Source organism: Acidovorax sp. GBBC 1281 (assembly GCF_028473645.1).
Lineage (GTDB): Bacteria > Pseudomonadota > Gammaproteobacteria > Burkholderiales > Burkholderiaceae_C > Paracidovorax.
Genome location: NZ_CP097269.1, coordinates 1,891,201 through 1,908,487, shown reverse-complemented (window position 1 = coordinate 1,908,487; position 17,287 = coordinate 1,891,201). Strand labels below are relative to the sequence as shown.

Below are 17,287 nucleotides of genomic sequence, written 5' to 3'. Positions count from 1 at the left end.
TCCAAGCGAATAGCGGTCAGGCGTCCTGCGCGTTGGGCAGGGCCAGGCGGGAGGTGTCTTCCTCCTGCGGCTCTTCCGCGCCTACACGCCCTTCGTTCAGCCGCGCGATGTCCTGCGCGGTGATGTCGCCCGTGACGTACACGCCGTCGAAGCACGAGGCGTCGAAGCCTTCGATGCGCCCGTTCAGGGCGCCGACCGCCTTCTTCATGCCGTTGACGTCTTGATAGATCAAGGCATCGCAGCCGATGGACTGCCGCACTTCTTCGACCGTGCGGCCATGGGCCACCAGTTCATTGCTCGTGGGCATGTCGATGCCGTACACGTTGGGATAGCGCACCGGCGGCGCGGCGCTGGCCAGGTAGACCTTGCGGGCGCCCGCGTCGCGCGCCATCTGCACGATCTCGCGCGAGGTGGTGCCACGCACGATGGAATCGTCCACCAGCAGCACGTTGCGGCCCTTGAACTCGCTGGCGATGACGTTGAGCTTTTGCCGCACGGACTTCTTGCGAACGCCCTGCCCCGGCATGATGAAGGTGCGCCCAACGTAGCGGTTCTTCACGAAGCCCTCGCGGTACGGAATGCCCAGCAGATGCGCCAGTTGCGTGGCGCTCGGGCGGCTCGATTCCGGAATGGGAATGATCACGTCGATCTCGCTGGGCGGCACCGTGGAGACCACGCGCTTGGCCAATGCCTCGCCCAGGTTCAGGCGGGCCTGATACACCGAGATGCCGTCCAGCACCGAATCCGGACGCGCCAGATAGACGAACTCGAAGATGCAGGGGTTGAGCTGCGGCGCATCGGCGCACTGCTGCGCATGCACCGTGCCGTCGTCCGTGATGAACACAGCCTCGCCCGGCTGGATATCGCGCTCGAACAAGTGGTTGGTGCCTTCCAGGGCCACCGACTCGCTGCCGACCATCACGGTGCCTTCCGGGCTGCGGCCCATGCACAGCGGGCGGATGCCGTGGGGATCGCGGAAGGCGACCAGCCCGTGGCCGGCGATCAGCGCGATCACGGCGTAGGAGCCCTTGACGCGGCGGTGCACGGCACGCACGGCCGCGAACACGTCTTCGGTCTGCAGCGGCACACCGCGGGTGGCGCGCTCCAGCTCATGCGCGAACACGTTGAGCAGCACTTCGGAGTCGCTCTCGGTGTTGGTGTGGCGGTGATCGGTCGAAAACAGTTCGGCGCGCAGCGATTGCGCATTGGTCAGGTTGCCGTTGTGCACCAGCACCAAGCCGAAGGGGGCGTTCACGTAGAACGGCTGGGCCTCTTCCTCGCTGTAGGCATTGCCCGCCGTGGGGTAGCGCACCTGCCCCAGGCCGACCGTGCCCGGCAGTGCACGCATGTTGCGCGTGCGAAACACGTCGCGCACCATGCCCTTGGCCTTGTGCATGAAGAACTTGCGCCCCTGCTGGGTGACGATACCCGCCGCATCCTGGCCCCGGTGCTGCAGGAGCAGCAGAGCGTCATAGACCAGTTGGTTGACAGGAGCCGTGCTGACCACGCCGACGATTCCACACATATTCGCGTTCCATCCAAAGGCGGGCGATCCCGCAATAAAAAATCAGTGCAGCGCCACCGGGGTGGCGCCGCGTCCCTGTCATGAAGGCAGATGCCTTCCCAGCGCTGGCGGCAAAGCCGGCTTCAAAACTTCCAGCACACCCGTCAATATGGGGGCGGCCTGCGACTCTTTCCACCACAGCCCCTCCTGCAAGGGAGTCCACAGCACCACGAGCGATGCCGCCAGCAGCAGCACCATGCCCCGCAGGGCCCCGAACGCGGCCCCGAGCGTGCGGTCCACAGGGCGCAGCCCCACCGCCTCGATCAATTTTTTGGCCAGCCAGGCCAGGAATCCACAGGCAAACAGCGTGCCGATGAACGCCAGCGCAAAGCCCGCCGCATGCCGCACGGACTCGGCCGAATCGGAAATCGGCAGCCACCGCCCCACGTCCTCGGCCCACCACTGGGCCATGAAAAAGGCCATGACCCAGCCTGCCAGCGACAACACTTCATAAATCAGCCCGCGCCAGGCCCCCAGCACCAGGGACCCCAGCAGCACCGCCAAGAAAATCCAGTCCAGCGATGCCATGCACGCACGCGAGCCGTCGGCCGGCTACAGCGCCAGGACCGAAGCCGACAGGCCCAGGCCCTTCACACGCGCAGCCGCCTTGTCCGCTTCGGCGCGGGAGGCATAGGGGCCGACCCGCACACGGGTGCGTTTACCGTCCTTGGTGTCTACCACCTGGGTGTAGGTCTTGAGGCCGGCGCGCTCCAGCGACTGGCGCACTTCGCGGGCCTTGTCGGCATCTGCAAAGGCGCCCACCTGCACGATCAGCCGGCCCTCTTCGCTTTTGGAGGCGGCCGCAGCCGGAGCCGGGGTATCGCGCCCTTCGAGCAAGGCCCGCGCACGCGCCGCGTCTTCCGAGCGCTGCGGTTTGGCCTCGGGCTTGGGTTCGGGTTTGGGTTCCGGTTTCGCTTCGTGGACCTGCGGCTTCGGCTCCGGCCGGGGGGCCGGCTTGGGCTCGGCCCGCACCTCAGGCTTGGACGCCGCCGCAAGCGCGGGCGCAGGGGCATGCACCGGCGCAGACCCCGCCGGCTTGGGCGCGTTGCGGCTGGACGGCACGACCTCTTCGCCTTCGGCCAGGCCCCCGGCCAACGCCATGGCCGGCGCCGACGCTGCCGGACGGGCCGGCGCAGCCTCGGGCACCACCAGGGGAGCCACCTTGTTGCGATCGGGAATGTCGATGGGAATATCGACTGGGATGGGACGCGGCTGGGTGTCGAACAGGATGGGGAAACCCACCACCCCCAGCAACACCAGCACCGCTGCGCCGATCAGCCGGTGCCGTGCGCGCCGACGCATGGCCTCGATGCTCTCGGCCTGGGCATTGCGCGAACGCTTGCCCGCGGGTTTATCGGGTTGCTCCTTGCTGCCGGGCCACCGAAACTTGAAAAATGCCATGGAGTGCAGAATCGTGCGGACCTTATGCGCCCAGATGCTTGGCCTGCAGGCGAGGCGTCCCGTTGGTCAGAACGCCGCCCACCGTGTAGAACGAGCCAAAGACCACGATTCTATCAGCCGGCTCCGCGGCATCGACGGCCGCCTGCAGTGCCTGCTGAGGGTCCGCGTGCAGGCTGGTGGGCACGGTGCGGCGCCCCCCGGCCACGATCTGCAGGGCATTCCATTTCTGCTGCAGGCCCGCGGCGCTCTCGGCGCGGGGCGTGGGCAGATCGGTGAAATACCAGCGGTCCACCAGCGGGCCGATCTTGGCCAGCATGGGGCCGAGGTCCTTGTCGACCATGGCGCCCAGCACGGCATGCGTGGTGGGGAAGAACCCCATCGCGTCCAGGTTGGCGGTCAGCGCCGCCACCGAATGGGGGTTGTGCGCCACATCCAGCACCAGGGTCGGCTGGCCGGGAACGATCTGGAAGCGCCCGGGCAGCTCCACCATGGCCAGCCCGTTGCGCACCGCCTGCGCGGTGACCGGAAGCCGGTCGCGCAGGGCCTCGAGCGCTGCCAGGGCACCGGAGGCATTGACGAGCTGGTTGGCGCCCCGCAAGGAGGGGTAGGCCATGCCGGCGTAGCGGCGGCCCCGCCCGGCCCAGCTCCACTGCTGCTTGTCGCCTGAAAAGTTGAAGTCATGGCCGAACCGCCACAGGTCGGCGCCGATTTCCAGCGCATGGTCGAGCACGCTCTGCGGCGCCATGGGATCGCTCACCACCACGGGGCGGCCCGTGCGCATGATGCCGGCCTTCTCGCGCCCGATGGTTTCGCGGTCGGGCCCCAGGAATTCGGTGTGGTCGATGTCGATGCTGGTGATGACGGCGCAGTCCGTGTCGATCACGTTGGTGGCATCGAGCCGCCCGCCCAGGCCGACCTCGAGGATGGCCACATCCAGCCGCGACAGGCTCATGAGCCGCAGAATCGCCAGGGTGGTGAACTCGAAGTACGACAGCGAGATGTCCTCGCCGTCCAGGGTCCTGGCGCTTTCCACGGCGGCGAAGTGCGCGATCAAATCCGATGCGGCGACGATCTCGCCGTGGATGCGGCACCGCTCCTCGAAGTGCACCAGGTGCGGCGACGTGTACACCCCGGTGCGATAGCCCGACTGCAGCGCCACCGCTTCGAGCATGGCGCAGGTGGAGCCCTTGCCGTTGGTGCCGGCCACGGTGATGACCGGGCAGTCGAACCGCAGATCCATGCGCCGGGCCACGGCACGCACGCGGTCCAGGCCCATGTCGATGTTCTTCGGGTGCAGGCGCTCGCAATGGCCGAGCCAGCCTTCCAGGGTGTCGAAATTGGTGTGCATACGGGGCCGGATTGTCGCCGAGCGCGGCTTGCACGATGATCGGCGCCATGAGTACCCCCACCCGTACCCCCGCCCACGCCGCCGCCCGCCCGGACACCACCGTGCTCTACGGCATTCCCAACTGCGACACCGTCAAGAAGGCCCGCGCCTGGCTTGCCGCCCAGGGCGTTGCGCACCAGTTCCACGACTTCAAGAAGCAGGGCGTGCCGGCCGATCGCCTGCCGCACTGGGCCGATGCGGTGGGCTGGGAAAAGCTGCTGAACCGCCAGGGAACGACCTGGCGCAAGCTGGATGCGGACACCCAGGCCGCCGTGCACGACGCGGGCAGCGCCGCCGAGGTGATGAGGGCGCAGCCCAGCGTCATCAAGCGCCCGGTCGTGGAATGGGCGGACGGCCGCATCACCGTGGATTTCAACGAAGCCGATTGGAACGAAGCCGCCACCGCGCGCTCCAAGCCCTGAAACGGCACAAATCTTTACCCAGATTTACGGCCCCCGGCTGCAGGCTTGACACGGCGACCCTAAACTTTTTCTCAGCCTGATGCGTTGTACACCGACCGAAAGGAGCTTCTCCATGAAGAAAATCATCTTGTTGACCGCGCTGGCTGCCGTTGCAGCTGGTGCCAGCGCCCAGGAACAGGGCCGCGTCCTCTCCGCCACCCCCATCACCGAGCAGGTGGCCATCCCCCAGCAGGTTTGCGGTAACGAAACCATCTACGGCGAATCGCGGCCGACCGGCGCTGGGGCGGTGCTGGGTGCCATCGCCGGCGGGGCCACCGGCAACGCGATCGGCAAAGGCAGCGGACGCGCCGCCGCCACCGCCATCGGGCTGATCGGCGGGGCCGTGCTGGGCAACAACATCGAGGGCACCCGGCCCGAGTACCAGAACGTGCAGCGCTGCTCGACCCAGACGTATTACGAGAACCGCACCATGGGCTACAACGTGCTCTACGAGTACGCGGGCCGCCAGTACACCACCCGCACGCAGCACGACCCGGGCGCCTGGATTCCCGTGAGCGTGCAGCCCATCGCCAGCGCGCCGCCGGCCCCCGCCTACTCCGGCGGCTACGCCCAGCCGGGCGTGGTGGTCTCCACCTACCCTGGCCCGCCCGCCTACGTGACGCCCCCGTCCACCACGGTCATCGAATACCACGACAGCTACGGCCGCCCCTACTACCCGCCCCGCCCGCGCGATCCCTACTGGCGCTGAAGGGACCACCGGCCGGACGGCCAACGCATCCAGCAGGGAGCCTTCGGGCTCCCTTTTTCGTGGGGCGCGCCTTCGGCCCGGCGTTTTGGGGCGCCGCCTCGCACGGGGAACGGAGGGCGGCCGCAGCGTTCAACCTAGAATCTTCGGTTTTCCCCCTTCCTCTTCCTTTCAAGCGCATCCATGACCACCGAAACCATCGACGGCGTGTCCGTCACCACCCAAGCCAACGTGTATTTCGACGGCAAATGCGTGAGCCACAACATCACGTTTCCGGACGGCACGAAGAAATCGGTGGGCGTGATCCTGCCCGCCACGCTGACCTTCAACACCGGCGCGCCCGAGATCATGGAATGCGTGGGCGGCGCGTGCGAGTACAAGCTCGACGGCACCGACGCCTGGGTGAAGTCCGGCGCGGGCGAGAAATTCAGCGTGCCCGGCCAGTCGAAGTTCGAGATCCGCGTCGCCAGCGCCTACCACTACATCTGCCACTTCGGCTGAACCGCAAGGCACCGCACATGGCCACCATCCTCCAGAACCTGCCCCTGAACCAGAAGGTCGGCATCGCCTTCTCCGGCGGTCTCGACACCAGCGCCGCGCTGCGCTGGATGAAGAACAAGGGCGCCCTGCCCTACGCCTACACGGCCAACCTGGGCCAGCCCGACGAGCCGGACTACGACGCCATCCCCGCCAAGGCGATGGAATACGGCGCCGAAAAGGCCCGCCTGGTGGACTGCCGCACGCAGCTCGCCCATGAAGGCATCGCCGCGCTGCAGGCCGGCGCCTTCCACATCAGCACGGCCGGCATCACCTACTTCAACACCACGCCGCTGGGCCGCGCCGTCACCGGCACCATGCTGGTGGCGGCCATGAAGGAAGACGACGTCCACATCTGGGGCGACGGCTCGACCTTCAAGGGCAACGACATCGAGCGCTTTTACCGCTACGGCCTGCTCACCAACCCCTCGCTCAAGATCTACAAGCCCTGGCTGGACCAGCTGTTCATCGACGAACTGGGCGGCCGCGCCGAAATGTCGGCCTTCATGACGAAGGAAGGCTTCGGCTACAAGATGAGCGCCGAAAAGGCCTACAGCACCGACAGCAACATGCTGGGCGCAACGCACGAAGCCAAGGACCTGGAGTTCCTGAACAGCGGCATCCGCATCGTGAACCCCATCATGGGCGTGGCGTTCTGGAAGGACGATGTTCAGGTCAAGTCCGAGGAAGTGTCCGTGCGCTTCGAGGAAGGCCAGCCCGTCGCCCTGAACGGCGTCGAGTACAACGACCCCGTGGCGCTGATCCTGGAAGCCAACCGCATCGGCGGCCGCCACGGCCTGGGGATGAGCGACCAGATCGAGAACCGCATCATCGAAGCCAAGAGCCGCGGCATCTACGAAGCCCCGGGCCTGGCGCTGCTGCACATCGCCTACGAGCGCCTGGTGACCGGCATCCACAACGAAGACACCATCGAGCAGTACCGCATGAACGGCCTGAAGCTGGGCCGCCTGCTGTACCAGGGCCGCTGGTTCGACCCTCAGGCCATCATGCTGCGCGAGACAGCCCAGCGCTGGGTGGCGCGCGCCGTGACCGGCACGGTGACGCTGGAGCTGCGCCGCGGCAACGACTACTCGCTGCTCAACACCGAATCGCCCAACCTGACCTACGCGCCCGAGCGCCTGTCGATGGAAAAGGTGGAAGACGCGCCGTTCAGCCCCGCCGACCGCATCGGCCAGCTGACCATGCGCAACCTGGACATCATCGACACGCGCCACAAGCTGGGCGTCTACGCCCAGTCCGGTCTGCTGTCGCTGGGCGGCAATGCCGCGCTGGCGCAGTTGGGCGACGGCAGCGAGAAAAAGTAACGCCAGGCATCGAAAAGGCCTCCAGCGCTACCGCGACATGCGCTGGAAGCTATGAAAACAAGAGCAACCGCCCCACCACCCGGCCGGGCGGTTTTCTTTTTTTGGCAGGCGGCGCGGATTCCCGTCACAAACCGGCCCAGCCACCCGTCTTGAAGGTATGAACGCCGACATTCCCCTCGTCCCGGACCCGTACACCGCCACGTTCTTTCAGCACCGCCCGCGCCTCATGGGCGTGGCCTACCGCATGCTGGGCAGCCGCGCCGATGCGCAGGACGTGCTGCAGGACGCCTGGCTGCGCTGGCAGTCCACGCAGGCCGAGCGCGTGCAGACGGCCGAAGCCTGGCTGGTGACCACCGTCACCCGCCTGTGCGTGGACCGGCTGCGCGCCACCCGCACCGAGCGCGAGGCGTACAGCGGCCCGTGGCTGCCCGAGCCCTGGCTGGACCGCGACGCCACCGCGCCGGCGGCCGATGCGCGTGCCGAACTGGCATCAGATCTGTCCATCGCGCTGCTGGTGGTGCTGGAGCGCCTGTCGCCCGACGAGCGCGCTGCCTTCCTGCTGCACGACGTGTTCGACAGCGACTACGCCGAGATCGCCACCGTGCTGGACCGCAGCGAGGCGGCCTGCCGCCAGCTGGTGCACCGCGCCCGCACCCAGGTGCGCCGGGAGAAGGTGCGCTTTTCGGCCACGCCGGACGCCGCGCGGGCCCTGCTGCACCGCTTCATGGACGCGATGCGCGCCCAGGACCACGGCGCCCTGCTCGCCCTCTTCGCGCCGGACGCCACCTGGACGCCCGATGCCGGCGGCAAGGTCCAGGCCGCCACCAAGGTGGTGCGCGGCCCCCGGGCCCTGGCCCGGCTGGCGGCGGGCCTGTGGCGCGTGTACCTGCGCCACCTCACCGTGCAAGAGGTGCAGATCAACGGCACGCCGGGCCTGGTGCTGCGCGAGGGCAGCACGCCGCGCGTGGCGCTGGCCTTGCAGACCGACGGCACGCACATCCACGGCATCTACGCCGTGCTGAACCCGGACAAGCTGCGCGGGCTGTAGGCCCCGCCGTCGCCCGGTCCCCTTTTCGCAGCGTTCCCGATGGCATGGCACCCGCGCCGGGTGCGGGCCACGCCATGGGCCACGGTTTTTCCACCCGCTCCTTCCTTCAACCACCCACTGCCACGAAAGGCTTCCCATGTCCCCAGCCCGCATCGACCTCATGAAAGACCACCCCGCCACCGCGAACGCCATGATGGCGCTGGAGAACCAGCTGCGCGCCGGCGCGCTGCCCCTTGCCCTCAAGGAGCTGGTGAAAATGCGCGTGTCGCAGATCAACGGCTGCGCGTTCTGCATCGACCTGCACGTGGGCGTGGCCCGCCGGCATGGCGAGACCGACCGGCGCCTGCACCTGCTGGCCGCCTGGCGCGAGGCCGGCCTGTTCGATGCCCGCGAACGCGCAGCGCTAGTGTCCTGTCCCGTTAATTCGCAGGCACGATAGCTGCATGGTTTCGGGCCATCCTTGAGGTGCCGCCATGCCCAATGCAACGACCCGAACAGAAATTGCGCTTAGTGAAGTGGAGCGCGCGGAACTGACGTCCATGGCGCGATCACGTTCGCTGCCAGCGGCGTTGTCGCTCAGGGCGCGCATCGTGCTGACTTGCGAAGGCACAGATAAAGCCAGCACCGCGGTTGCGCAGGCTCTGGGGATCAGTCGTAGCACTGTCACCAAGTGGCGCGGGCGCTATGCGCGCCATCGCATTGCAGGGCTTTACGACGAGTTGCGCCCGGGTCGCCCCCGCACGGTAGATGACGAGCGTGTTGCTGAGTTGATTACCAAGACGTTGCACACCAAGCCTGCTGATGGGGGTACCCACTGGAGCACCCGCACGCTGGCCGCCGATACGGGCATCAGCAAGAGCACGGTGGCGCGCTATCTGCAGACCTTCAACCTCAAGCCGCACCGGGCCGACAGCTTCAAGCTGTCGACCGATCCGCTGTTCATCGAGAAGCTGCGCGACGTTGTGGGGCTGTACCTGAACCCACCTGACAACGCGCTGGTGCTGTGCGTGGACGAGAAGAGCCAATGCCAAGCTTTGGAGCGTACGCAGCCGATGCTGCCAATGGGGTTTGGCTATGTCGAAGGTGTCACGCACGACTACGTGCGCCACGGCACCACCACCTTGTTCGCGGCCCTGAACGTGATGAATGGCCAAGTGATCGCGCAGTGCCGGCCCCGGCATCGTCATCAAGAGTTCCTTGCCTTCCTGCGCGCCATCGACAAGGCAGTGCCCGACGAACTGGATGTGCACTGCATAGCTGATAACTACGCCAGCCACAAGCATCCAAAGGTGCGCGCTTGGTTGGCCGAGCGGCCTCGCTGGCACATGCACTTCGTTCCGACCTATTCAAGCTGGCTCAATCAGGTCGAGCGCTTCTTCTCGATCATCACCACGCGGGCAATCCGCCGTGGCTCGTTCACCAGCGTGAAGGATCTGATCAACAAGATCGACACATTCATCGCGAATTACAACCAGTCCTGCCAGCCGTTTACTTGGACAGCTACAGCAGACTCCATCCTCGAAAAACTCGCCAGACTATGCGGGCGAATTAACGGGACAGGACACTAGCCTGGGCCGAATCGCTGACCCGCCTGGCCGCCACGCAGGACGTGCCGGACGCGGTCTATGACCTGGTGGCGGCGCAGTTCTCGGAGGCGGAGATCGTCGAGCTGTCGCTGGCCGTCGTCGCCATCAACGGCTGGAACCGGTTCCAGGTCGCCTTCCGCGCGCCACCGGCGGGCGGCGCCGGCGCCTGAGCGCCCCGTTGAGGCCTCCGCACCGGAAATCAGAGCCAAATCGGCCCGATGCCCTAGTCAAACATGCCATTAATGCTATTAATAAGATAGCAATATCCGCGATGGCTTTGCAGCCACTTCGCGACAGAACCGGCTGCAAGCGCCGGGCCTAGACCACCACCGGCTCCGGCTCCAGCCGGATGCCGAAGCGCTCGTACACGCTGGTCTGGATGGCCTTGGCCAGCGTCATCACCTCGCCGCCGGTCACGCTGTCGGCGCCCCGGCCTCGGTTGACCAGCACCAGCGCCTGCTTTTCGTACACGCCGGCCTTGCCCACGCTCTTGCCCTTCCATCCGCAGGCATCGATCAGCCAGCCCGCCGCCAGCTTGATGGAGCCGTCGGGCATGGGGTAGTGCACGATGCGCGGCTCGCGGGCGATGATGTCCGAGCACTGGTCGGGCGTGACCGTGGGGTTCTTGAAGAAGCTGCCGGCGTTGCCCACCACCGCCGGGTCGGGCAGCTTGGCGCGGCGCACCTCGCACACCCACTCGAAGATCTGCTGCGCCGTGGGCTCGGCCACGCCGGCCTCTGCCCGCTTGCGCTCCAGGTCCAGGTAGCCCAGCTCGGGCTTCCAGGGCTTGGGCAGGCGAAAGCGCACGTGCGTGATGGCCGCGCGCCCCGCCAGGCCCATGCCGCGCGGCGCGCTGCCCTCGGCGGCGCCCGCGGGGGCGACGGGGGCCTGGTGCTTGAAGACGGAATCGCGGTAGCCGAACGCGCACTGGGCGGCATCGAGCGTGAACGGCTGGCCCGTCGCCAGGTCGATGGCGTCCAGGGAATCGAAGCGGTCCTGCAGCTCGACGCCGTAGGCGCCGATGTTCTGCACGGGCGCCGCGCCCACCGTGCCGGGGATGAGCGCCAGGTTTTCCAGGCCGGGAAAGCCGTGCGCCAGGGTCCAGGCAACGGCGTCGTGCCAGGACTCGCCGGCACCGGCCTCCACGATGAAGGCCTGGGGGGTTTCCTGCACCAGCCGCAGGCCCTTGATCTCCATCTTGAGGACCACGGGCTTGACGTCGCCGGTGAGGACGATGTTGCTGCCGCCGCCCAGCACGAAGACGGGCGAGCCCGCCAGCTGCGGGTCGGACACCAGGGCGCGCACGTCCTCGACCGCGCGGGCGCGCACCAGCGTGTGGGCGCGGGCCACGATGCCGAAGGTATTGCAGTGCTGCAGGGGAGCGTTTTTCTCGACTAACATCGACCGGATTGTCGCACCCGGCCCCTTTTCGCGGCCGGGTTCTCCCCCAGTTCCCGAGAGTGATGCCATGCCTTCTTTTGACACCGTTTGTGAAGCCAACCTCGTAGAAGTGAAGAACGCGGTCGAAAACACCGCCAAGGAAATCGGCACGCGCTTCGACTTCAAGGGCACGTCCGCCGCCATCGAGATCAAGGACAAGGAGATCACGCTGTTCGGCGATGCCGACTTCCAGCTCACCCAGGTGGAAGACATCCTGCGCAACAAGCTCACCAAGCGCAACGTGGACGTGCGCTTTCTCGACATGGAAAAGCCGCAGAAGGTCGGCGGCGACAAGGTCAAGCAGGTCGTGAAGGTGCGCAACGGCATCGAGAGCGAGCTGGCCAAGAAGATCCAGAAGCTCCTCAAGGAAAGCAAGCTCAAGGTGCAGGCCGCCATCCAGGAAGAGAAAGTGCGCGTGACCGGCGCCAAACGCGACGACCTGCAGGCCGCCATGGCGCTGCTGCGCAAGGAAGTGGTGGACATTCCGCTGTCGTTCGACAACTTCCGCGACTGACACCGATCTCCCCGCCGCCTGCCGAATCACCACCCTCCCCTCCAGGCTGCCCCTCCATGCTCCTGCGCGCCCTCCCCCTCGCTGCCGCCCTGGTGCTCGCGCCATGGCAGGCGCATGCCCAGGCGGTGGCGCTGTCCGGCATCCTGGGCGGCAAGGCGCTGCTGGTCGTCAACGGCGGCGCGCCGCGCGGCGTGGGCCCGGGTGAAAGCCACCAGGGCGTGAAGGTGGTCTCGGTAGGCCGCGACGAGGCGGTGGTCGAACTGGCCGGCGCGCGGCGCACGTTGATCCTGGGCGAGGCCCCGGTCAGCGTGGGCAGCCGCGGCGCCACCGGCACGGGCCGGCGCGTGGTGCTCACCGCCGACAGCCGCGGGCATTTCGTGAACAGCGGCACCATCAACGGCCGGCCGATGCAGTACCTGGTGGACACCGGCGCCAGTACCGTGGCCATCGGCCAGCCCGAGGCGGAGCGCATGGGCCTGGCCTACCGCAGCGGGCAGCCCGTGGTGCTCGGCACGGCCAACGGCACGGCCCAGGGCTGGCGGATCAAGCTCGATTCGGTGCGAATCGGCGACGTCGAGGTGCTCGGCGTGGACGCCGTCGTCACGCCCCAGGCCATGCCCTTCGTGCTGCTGGGCAACAGTTTCCTGAACGAGTTCCAGATGAGCCGCATCAACGACCAGATGGTGCTGGAAAAGCGCCAGTAGCCTGCGCCCCATGCCCCACAGCCCCCCCAGCGCCGGCGAGCCGTCCGACAGCGAATACGAAGACCTGCTCGGACTGTGGTCGGACCTGGAATCCGCCCTGGCGGTGATCCTGTCTCGGCCCCTGCAGGTGCACGACTTTCCCGCCAAGGTGCGCCAGTGCGACCGGTGGCTGCAGGAACTGGTGGCGCACGACATCGACGCGGCGCTGTACCTGATGTTCCAGCTGGCGTCCACCTCCACGGTGGGCTACAGCACCTCGCACGCCCTGGTGTGCGGCACGCTGTGCCACATCCTCGCGCACGAACTGCAGTTGCCCTCCCTGGAGCGTGACAGCCTGGTGCGGGCCGCGATCACCATGAACATCGGCATGACCGCGCTGCAGGACGAGCTGGCCAGCCAGCGCGAGCGGCCCAGCCCCGCGCAGCAGGAGGCCATCGAGGCCCACCCGCTGCGCAGCATGACCCTGCTGGAGCAGTTGGACGTGAAGGACCCGCTGTGGCTGGACGTCGTGGGCCAGCACCATGCGCCGCTGGCCGAGACGCAGCCGCTGGCGGGCATGCCCGCCGAGGACCGGCTCAGCCGCATCCTGGGCACGATCGACCGCTACGCCGCGATGATCAGCCCGCGCAAGTCGCGTGCGGGCCGCAGCGCCACGGACTCGGTGCGCGCCATCGTGGGCCAGGACGTGGACCGGCGCGATGAAGTCACCTATGCGCTCGTGCGCGCCGTCGGGCTGTGCCCGCCCGGCACCTTCGTGCGGCTGGACAACGGCGAGACCGCCCTGGTGCTGCGCCGCAGCGAGAAGGTCAACTCCCCCCTGGTGGCCAGCCTGCTCGACCGCGACGGCGAGCACCTGGCCCAGCCCCGGCTGCACCAGACGGCCAGCGGCCGGCCGCGCATCCAGTCGGCGCTGGCCCGGCCCGCGGTGAAGGTGGAGATCAACCACCGCACGCTGGTGCGCCTGGGCCACTACGCGGCCCAGCACAGCAGCGGGCTGATGGGGTTGGTGAGCACGGCGGGCCGGCCCTGACCGGGCGGCTACCCCGCCCGGCTCCGTGCCCCTCGATCAGGGCTTTTTCTTCTTCTGGCCCAGCCGGGATTCGGTGCCGGCCATGAGGCGGCGGATGTTTTCGCGGTGCCGCCACACCAGCAGCGCCGACATGGCGGCGATGGCCACGCCGATGGTCGCGTCGGTGTACCAGAGCACGCCGCCGAACATCACGTAATACAGCGGCGCGAACACCGCCGCCGCGAGCGACGCGCCCGACGAGTAGCGAAAGAAGAACGCGATGATGACCCAGGTCAGCAGCGTGGCCAGTCCCAGCCATGGGCTGATGCCGACCAGCACGCCCAGCGCCGTGGCCACGCCCTTGCCGCCCTCGAAGCGAAAGAACACGGGCCACAGATGCCCGAGGAATGCCGCCAGGCCCACCAGCGCCACGGTGCCGTCCTCCAGGCCATAGGGCTTGCCGAAGGCCTGCACCAGCACCACGGGCAGCCAGCCCTTGACCGCATCGAGCAGCAGCGTGATCACGGCCGCGGCCTTGGAGCCGGAGCGCAGCACGTTGGTGGCGCCGGGGTTCTTGCTGCCATAGGTGCGGGGATCGTTCAGGCCCATGGTGCGACTCACGATGACGGCGAACGACAGGGAGCCCAGCAGGTAGGCGGCCACGGTGGCCAGGAGGCAATAGACGGTGGTCAAGGTAGGAATTCCTTCAGGATGCGGGCGCTACGAGAAGCCGGTGGCCGGCGCCCCGAAGGCGCGGCCCCGGTTCGGCGGGGCGGCCTATTCTGCCAGCGCGCACTGCACCGGTTTCGCACCGAGCTGCTGCACGCACACCTGCGGATCGATCTGCACCAGAAAGCCCCGGCGGCCGCCGTTGATGGCGATGCGCGGCAGCGCGAGGATGCCTTCCTCGATGTACACCGGCAAGTCGCGCCGCGTGCCGAACGGCGAGGTGCCGCCCACCAGGTACCCGCTGTGGCGGTTGGCCACCTCGGGCTGGCAGGGCTCGACTGACTTGGCGCCGATCTGGCGGGCCAGGTTCTTGGTGGACACCTTGCGGTCGCCATGCATGAGCACGATGAGGGGTTTCGCATCCTGGTCCTGCATCACCAGCGTCTTGACGACGACGTGCTCGTCCAGCCCCAGGCTGGCCGCGCTGTGCGCGGTGCCGCCGTGCTCCACGTAGTCGTAGGGGTGCTCGGTGAAGGCCACGCCCTGGCGCCGCAGCCACTGGGTGGCCGGGGTTTCGCTCACATGGGCGGCCTTGGCGGCCTTCTTGCTCACAGTGCCGGGTCTCGCAGTTCCCAGCGGATCGCGTCGATGGCCACGAGCAGTTCGGGCGAGAGCACCGTGCCCCAGGCATCGAGGTCTTCGTCCAGCTGGGCCAGCGAGGTCACGCCGATGATGGTGCTGGCCACCTGCCACTTGGTGTAGCAGAACGCCAGCGCCATCTGCGTGGGCGTGAGGCCGTGCTCGCGCGCCAGCGCGTTGTAGCGGCGCGAGGCCTCCAGCGCCTCGGGCCGGCCCCATCGCTGCTTGCGCACCGATTCGTAGCTGGCGATGCGTGCGCCCTTCGGCGCACCGGCGCCGGTCGTGCCGCTGGCGTCGTACTTGCCCGTCAGCAGCCCGAAGCCCAGGGGCGAATACGCCAGCAGCGACACGCCCAGGCGGTGGCAGGACTCGTCCATGCCGTTTTCCCAGGTGCGGTTGATGAGGCAGTACGGGTTCTGCACCGTGGCCACGCGCGGCAGGCCGTGCTGCTCGGCCAGCCGCACGAACTCGTGCACGCCGTAAGGCGTTTCGTTGGACAGGCCGATGGCGCGCACCTTGCCGGCCTGCACCAGCCCGGCCAGCGCCTGCAGCTGGTCGTGGATGGGCGTGGCCGAGGTTTCCTTGGCGGGGTCGTAGTACACCGTGCCGAACGCGGGCACGTGGCGCTCGGGCCAGTGGATCTGGTAGAGGTCGATCACGTCGGTCTGCAGGCGGCGCAGGCTGGCGTCGCACGAGGCCACGATGTCGGCCGGGGTCATTCCCTTGCCTTCGCGCACCCAGGGCATGCCGCGCGAGGGGCCCGCCACCTTGGTGGCCAGCACCGTCTTTTCGCGGGCGCCGGGGCGGCTGGCGAACCAGCGGCCGATGATGGTCTCGGTGGCGCCGTAGGTCTCGGCGCGCGCCGGCACGGCGTACATCTCGGCGGTGTCGATGAAGTTCACGCCCCGCTCCAGCGAGCGGTCGAGAATGGCATGGGCCGTGGCTTCGTCCACCTGTTCGCCGAACGTCATGGTGCCCAGGCAGATGGGCGTGACCTGGAGCGCGCTGGCGCCCAATGGGATTTTTTGCATGGGGAGAGGACCTACAAGCTGCGGATGGGCTGGGCAGAATAATGGATTTTTCCCGTTCCCGCAGCGAGCGCACCGCATGCCCGAAGGCCCCGCAGCAGGGGCCCCGAACGAGCGGGCCGCCCGCTTGTCCCAGCCTTGACTGACGCCACCGCGCCCTGCGCGAATAATCGCCCGATGTACCAGCCCGCCCGCGCCTCCCAGAGCGAATTCGTCCCCGTCCGCACCCTGCAGTACCACGTTCGCCGCTGGAACGCCGAGGCATCGCCCGCCTCCGCTTCCCCGTCTTCCCCTTCACGGCCCCCGCTGGTGCTGATGCATGGCTGGATGGACGTGGGCGCCTCCTACCAGTTCGTGGTGGACGCGCTGTCGCAGGCGTTCTTCGCCGGCCGCACGGTCATCGCGCCCGACTGGCGGGGCTTCGGCCTAAGCCGCCTGCCGGCGCTCTGCGACCACTACGTGTTCGCCGACTACCTGGCCGATCTGGACCACCTGCTGGACCACTACGCGCCCGGCCAGCCGGTCGATCTGGTGGGCCACAGCATGGGCGGCAACGTGTGCATGGCCTATGCCGGCGTGCGGCCCGCGCGCATCCGCCGGCTGGTGAACCTGGAAGGCTTCGGCCTGCCGGCCACCACGCCCGACCAGGCCCCCCGGCGCTACGCGCAGTGGATGGACGAGATCCGGGCGCTGGAGCGCGGCGAGAAATCGCTCAAGGCCTACGACAGCGCCGACGGCGTGGCCCAGCGCCTCATCAAGACCAATCCGCGCCTGTCCGCCGACAAGGCCGCCTGGCTGGCCCGCCAGTGGGCCGCGCCCGACGCGCAGGGCCGCTGGCGCATCCTGGGCGATGCGGCGCACAAGATCACCAGCTCGCAGATCTACCGCGTGGAGGAAGCGCTGGCCCTGTACGACGGCATCACCGCGCCCACCCTCGCGGTGGAGGCCAGCGACGACAGCATGGGCCTGTGGTGGAAGGACCGCTACGACCTGCCCGAATACCACGCCCGCCTGCGCCACGTGCGCGATTGCCGCACCGCCGTGGTCCAGGACGCCGGGCACATGCTGCACCACGACCAGCCCGGCGCGGTGGCGGCGCTGATCGAGTCGTTCCTGAGCACCCCTGAATGAAACAGGCCGCCAGCGCATATTCCACTAGGGCATCTTGCTATCATTTTTGAAATAACGGCCCGTTTTGCGCCCCGGCAACGGGGCCGGCCGGCAGCGCCCTGCGCCCCGTGGAAGGGCATTGGGGGCGTGCGGCGCATC

The 17,287-nt window shown here is 68.0% G+C and carries 20 protein-coding genes; 12 read left to right on the top strand and 8 right to left on the bottom strand.

Annotation, left to right across the window (positions count from 1 at the left end; all coding sequences use genetic code 11):
* Window positions 1-16: 16 nt before the first annotated feature.
* The 4 genes from purF to folC form a co-directional block, all read right to left on the bottom strand.
* Window positions 17-1,525: an amidophosphoribosyltransferase gene (purF, locus tag M5C96_RS08660; RefSeq protein ID WP_272568565.1), complete on the bottom strand. Its 1,509-nt coding sequence runs from the start codon at window positions 1,523-1,525 to the stop codon at window positions 17-19.
* Window positions 1,526-1,603: 78 nt separating this feature from the next.
* The gene (locus M5C96_RS08655; RefSeq protein ID WP_272568564.1) at window positions 1,604-2,092 is read right to left on the bottom strand and encodes a CvpA family protein; all 489 of its coding nucleotides are present in this window, start codon (window positions 2,090-2,092) and stop codon (window positions 1,604-1,606) included.
* Between the two features lie 24 nt (window positions 2,093-2,116).
* The gene (locus M5C96_RS08650) at window positions 2,117-2,965 is read right to left on the bottom strand and encodes an SPOR domain-containing protein (RefSeq protein WP_272568563.1); all 849 of its coding nucleotides are present in this window, start codon (window positions 2,963-2,965) and stop codon (window positions 2,117-2,119) included.
* 22 nt (window positions 2,966-2,987) lie between these two features.
* Window positions 2,988-4,313 (bottom strand): bifunctional tetrahydrofolate synthase/dihydrofolate synthase, encoded by a 1,326-nt coding sequence (folC, locus tag M5C96_RS08645; RefSeq protein WP_272568562.1) that lies wholly within the window; start codon window positions 4,311-4,313, stop codon window positions 2,988-2,990.
* A gap of 47 nt (window positions 4,314-4,360) precedes the next feature.
* Between folC and M5C96_RS08640 the strand changes: the two genes are divergently transcribed.
* From M5C96_RS08640 to M5C96_RS08605, 8 genes are all read left to right on the top strand, one after another.
* Window positions 4,361-4,774: an ArsC family reductase gene (locus M5C96_RS08640; RefSeq protein ID WP_272568548.1), complete on the top strand. Its 414-nt coding sequence runs from the start codon at window positions 4,361-4,363 to the stop codon at window positions 4,772-4,774.
* 112 nt (window positions 4,775-4,886) lie between these two features.
* Window positions 4,887-5,522 carry a glycine zipper 2TM domain-containing protein gene (locus tag M5C96_RS08635; protein ID WP_272568547.1) on the top strand — a complete coding sequence of 212 codons (636 nt, stop codon included), beginning with the start codon at window positions 4,887-4,889 and terminating at the stop codon, window positions 5,520-5,522.
* Window positions 5,523-5,702: 180 nt separating this feature from the next.
* Window positions 5,703-6,020 carry a pyrimidine/purine nucleoside phosphorylase gene (ppnP, locus tag M5C96_RS08630; RefSeq protein ID WP_272568545.1) on the top strand — a complete coding sequence of 106 codons (318 nt, stop codon included), beginning with the start codon at window positions 5,703-5,705 and terminating at the stop codon, window positions 6,018-6,020.
* 17 nt (window positions 6,021-6,037) lie between these two features.
* The gene (gene argG / locus M5C96_RS08625; protein ID WP_272568543.1) at window positions 6,038-7,381 is read left to right on the top strand and encodes an argininosuccinate synthase; all 1,344 of its coding nucleotides are present in this window, start codon (window positions 6,038-6,040) and stop codon (window positions 7,379-7,381) included.
* Between the two features lie 157 nt (window positions 7,382-7,538).
* The gene (sigJ, locus tag M5C96_RS08620) at window positions 7,539-8,429 is read left to right on the top strand and encodes an RNA polymerase sigma factor SigJ (RefSeq protein ID WP_272568541.1); all 891 of its coding nucleotides are present in this window, start codon (window positions 7,539-7,541) and stop codon (window positions 8,427-8,429) included.
* A 136-nt stretch (window positions 8,430-8,565) separates the two neighbouring features.
* On the top strand, window positions 8,566-8,868 hold the full coding sequence (locus M5C96_RS08615; protein ID WP_336297887.1) for a carboxymuconolactone decarboxylase family protein: 303 nt from the start codon (window positions 8,566-8,568) through the stop codon (window positions 8,866-8,868).
* A 34-nt stretch (window positions 8,869-8,902) separates the two neighbouring features.
* The gene (locus M5C96_RS08610) at window positions 8,903-9,997 is read left to right on the top strand and encodes an IS630 family transposase (RefSeq protein ID WP_272563777.1); all 1,095 of its coding nucleotides are present in this window, start codon (window positions 8,903-8,905) and stop codon (window positions 9,995-9,997) included.
* Window positions 9,998-10,038: 41 nt separating this feature from the next.
* Complete coding sequence (locus M5C96_RS08605) at window positions 10,039-10,185, top strand: hypothetical protein (RefSeq protein WP_272568539.1); 147 nt, start codon at window positions 10,039-10,041, stop codon at window positions 10,183-10,185.
* Window positions 10,186-10,333: 148 nt separating this feature from the next.
* Here the strand turns inward: M5C96_RS08605 and murB are convergent, their stop codons facing one another.
* Window positions 10,334-11,416: a UDP-N-acetylmuramate dehydrogenase gene (gene murB, locus M5C96_RS08600; protein WP_272568537.1), complete on the bottom strand. Its 1,083-nt coding sequence runs from the start codon at window positions 11,414-11,416 to the stop codon at window positions 10,334-10,336.
* Window positions 11,417-11,483: 67 nt separating this feature from the next.
* On the opposite strand from murB, the gene M5C96_RS08595 reads away from it, so the two are divergent.
* From M5C96_RS08595 to M5C96_RS08585, 3 genes are read left to right on the top strand one after another with little or no spacing between them, the layout of a single operon-like run.
* Entirely contained in the window at window positions 11,484-11,969 is a 486-nt protein-coding gene (locus M5C96_RS08595; protein ID WP_272568536.1) for a YajQ family cyclic di-GMP-binding protein, read from the top strand.
* Window positions 11,970-12,025: 56 nt separating this feature from the next.
* Window positions 12,026-12,673: a retropepsin-like aspartic protease family protein gene (locus M5C96_RS08590; RefSeq protein WP_272568535.1), complete on the top strand. Its 648-nt coding sequence runs from the start codon at window positions 12,026-12,028 to the stop codon at window positions 12,671-12,673.
* A gap of 10 nt (window positions 12,674-12,683) precedes the next feature.
* Window positions 12,684-13,703, top strand: coding sequence for an HD-GYP domain-containing protein (locus M5C96_RS08585; protein WP_272568533.1), 1,020 nt, complete (start codon window positions 12,684-12,686; stop codon window positions 13,701-13,703).
* 36 nt (window positions 13,704-13,739) lie between these two features.
* Here M5C96_RS08585 and plsY read toward each other — a convergent pair whose 3' ends face one another.
* From plsY to M5C96_RS08570, 3 genes are all read right to left on the bottom strand, one after another.
* Window positions 13,740-14,375, bottom strand: a complete 636-nt coding sequence (gene plsY / locus M5C96_RS08580) for a glycerol-3-phosphate 1-O-acyltransferase PlsY (protein ID WP_272568532.1) — start codon at window positions 14,373-14,375, stop codon at window positions 13,740-13,742.
* 84 nt (window positions 14,376-14,459) lie between these two features.
* Window positions 14,460-14,963, bottom strand: a complete 504-nt coding sequence (locus M5C96_RS08575) for an aminoacyl-tRNA deacylase (RefSeq protein ID WP_272568529.1) — start codon at window positions 14,961-14,963, stop codon at window positions 14,460-14,462.
* Window positions 14,960-16,021: an aldo/keto reductase gene (locus tag M5C96_RS08570; RefSeq protein ID WP_272568528.1), complete on the bottom strand. Its 1,062-nt coding sequence runs from the start codon at window positions 16,019-16,021 to the stop codon at window positions 14,960-14,962. The genes M5C96_RS08575 and M5C96_RS08570 overlap by 4 nt, the downstream gene beginning before the upstream one ends.
* 174 nt (window positions 16,022-16,195) lie before the next feature.
* On the opposite strand from M5C96_RS08570, the gene M5C96_RS08565 reads away from it, so the two are divergent.
* Complete coding sequence (locus M5C96_RS08565) at window positions 16,196-17,149, top strand: alpha/beta fold hydrolase (RefSeq protein ID WP_272568526.1); 954 nt, start codon at window positions 16,196-16,198, stop codon at window positions 17,147-17,149.
* The last annotated feature ends 138 nt before the right edge of the window (window positions 17,150-17,287 follow it).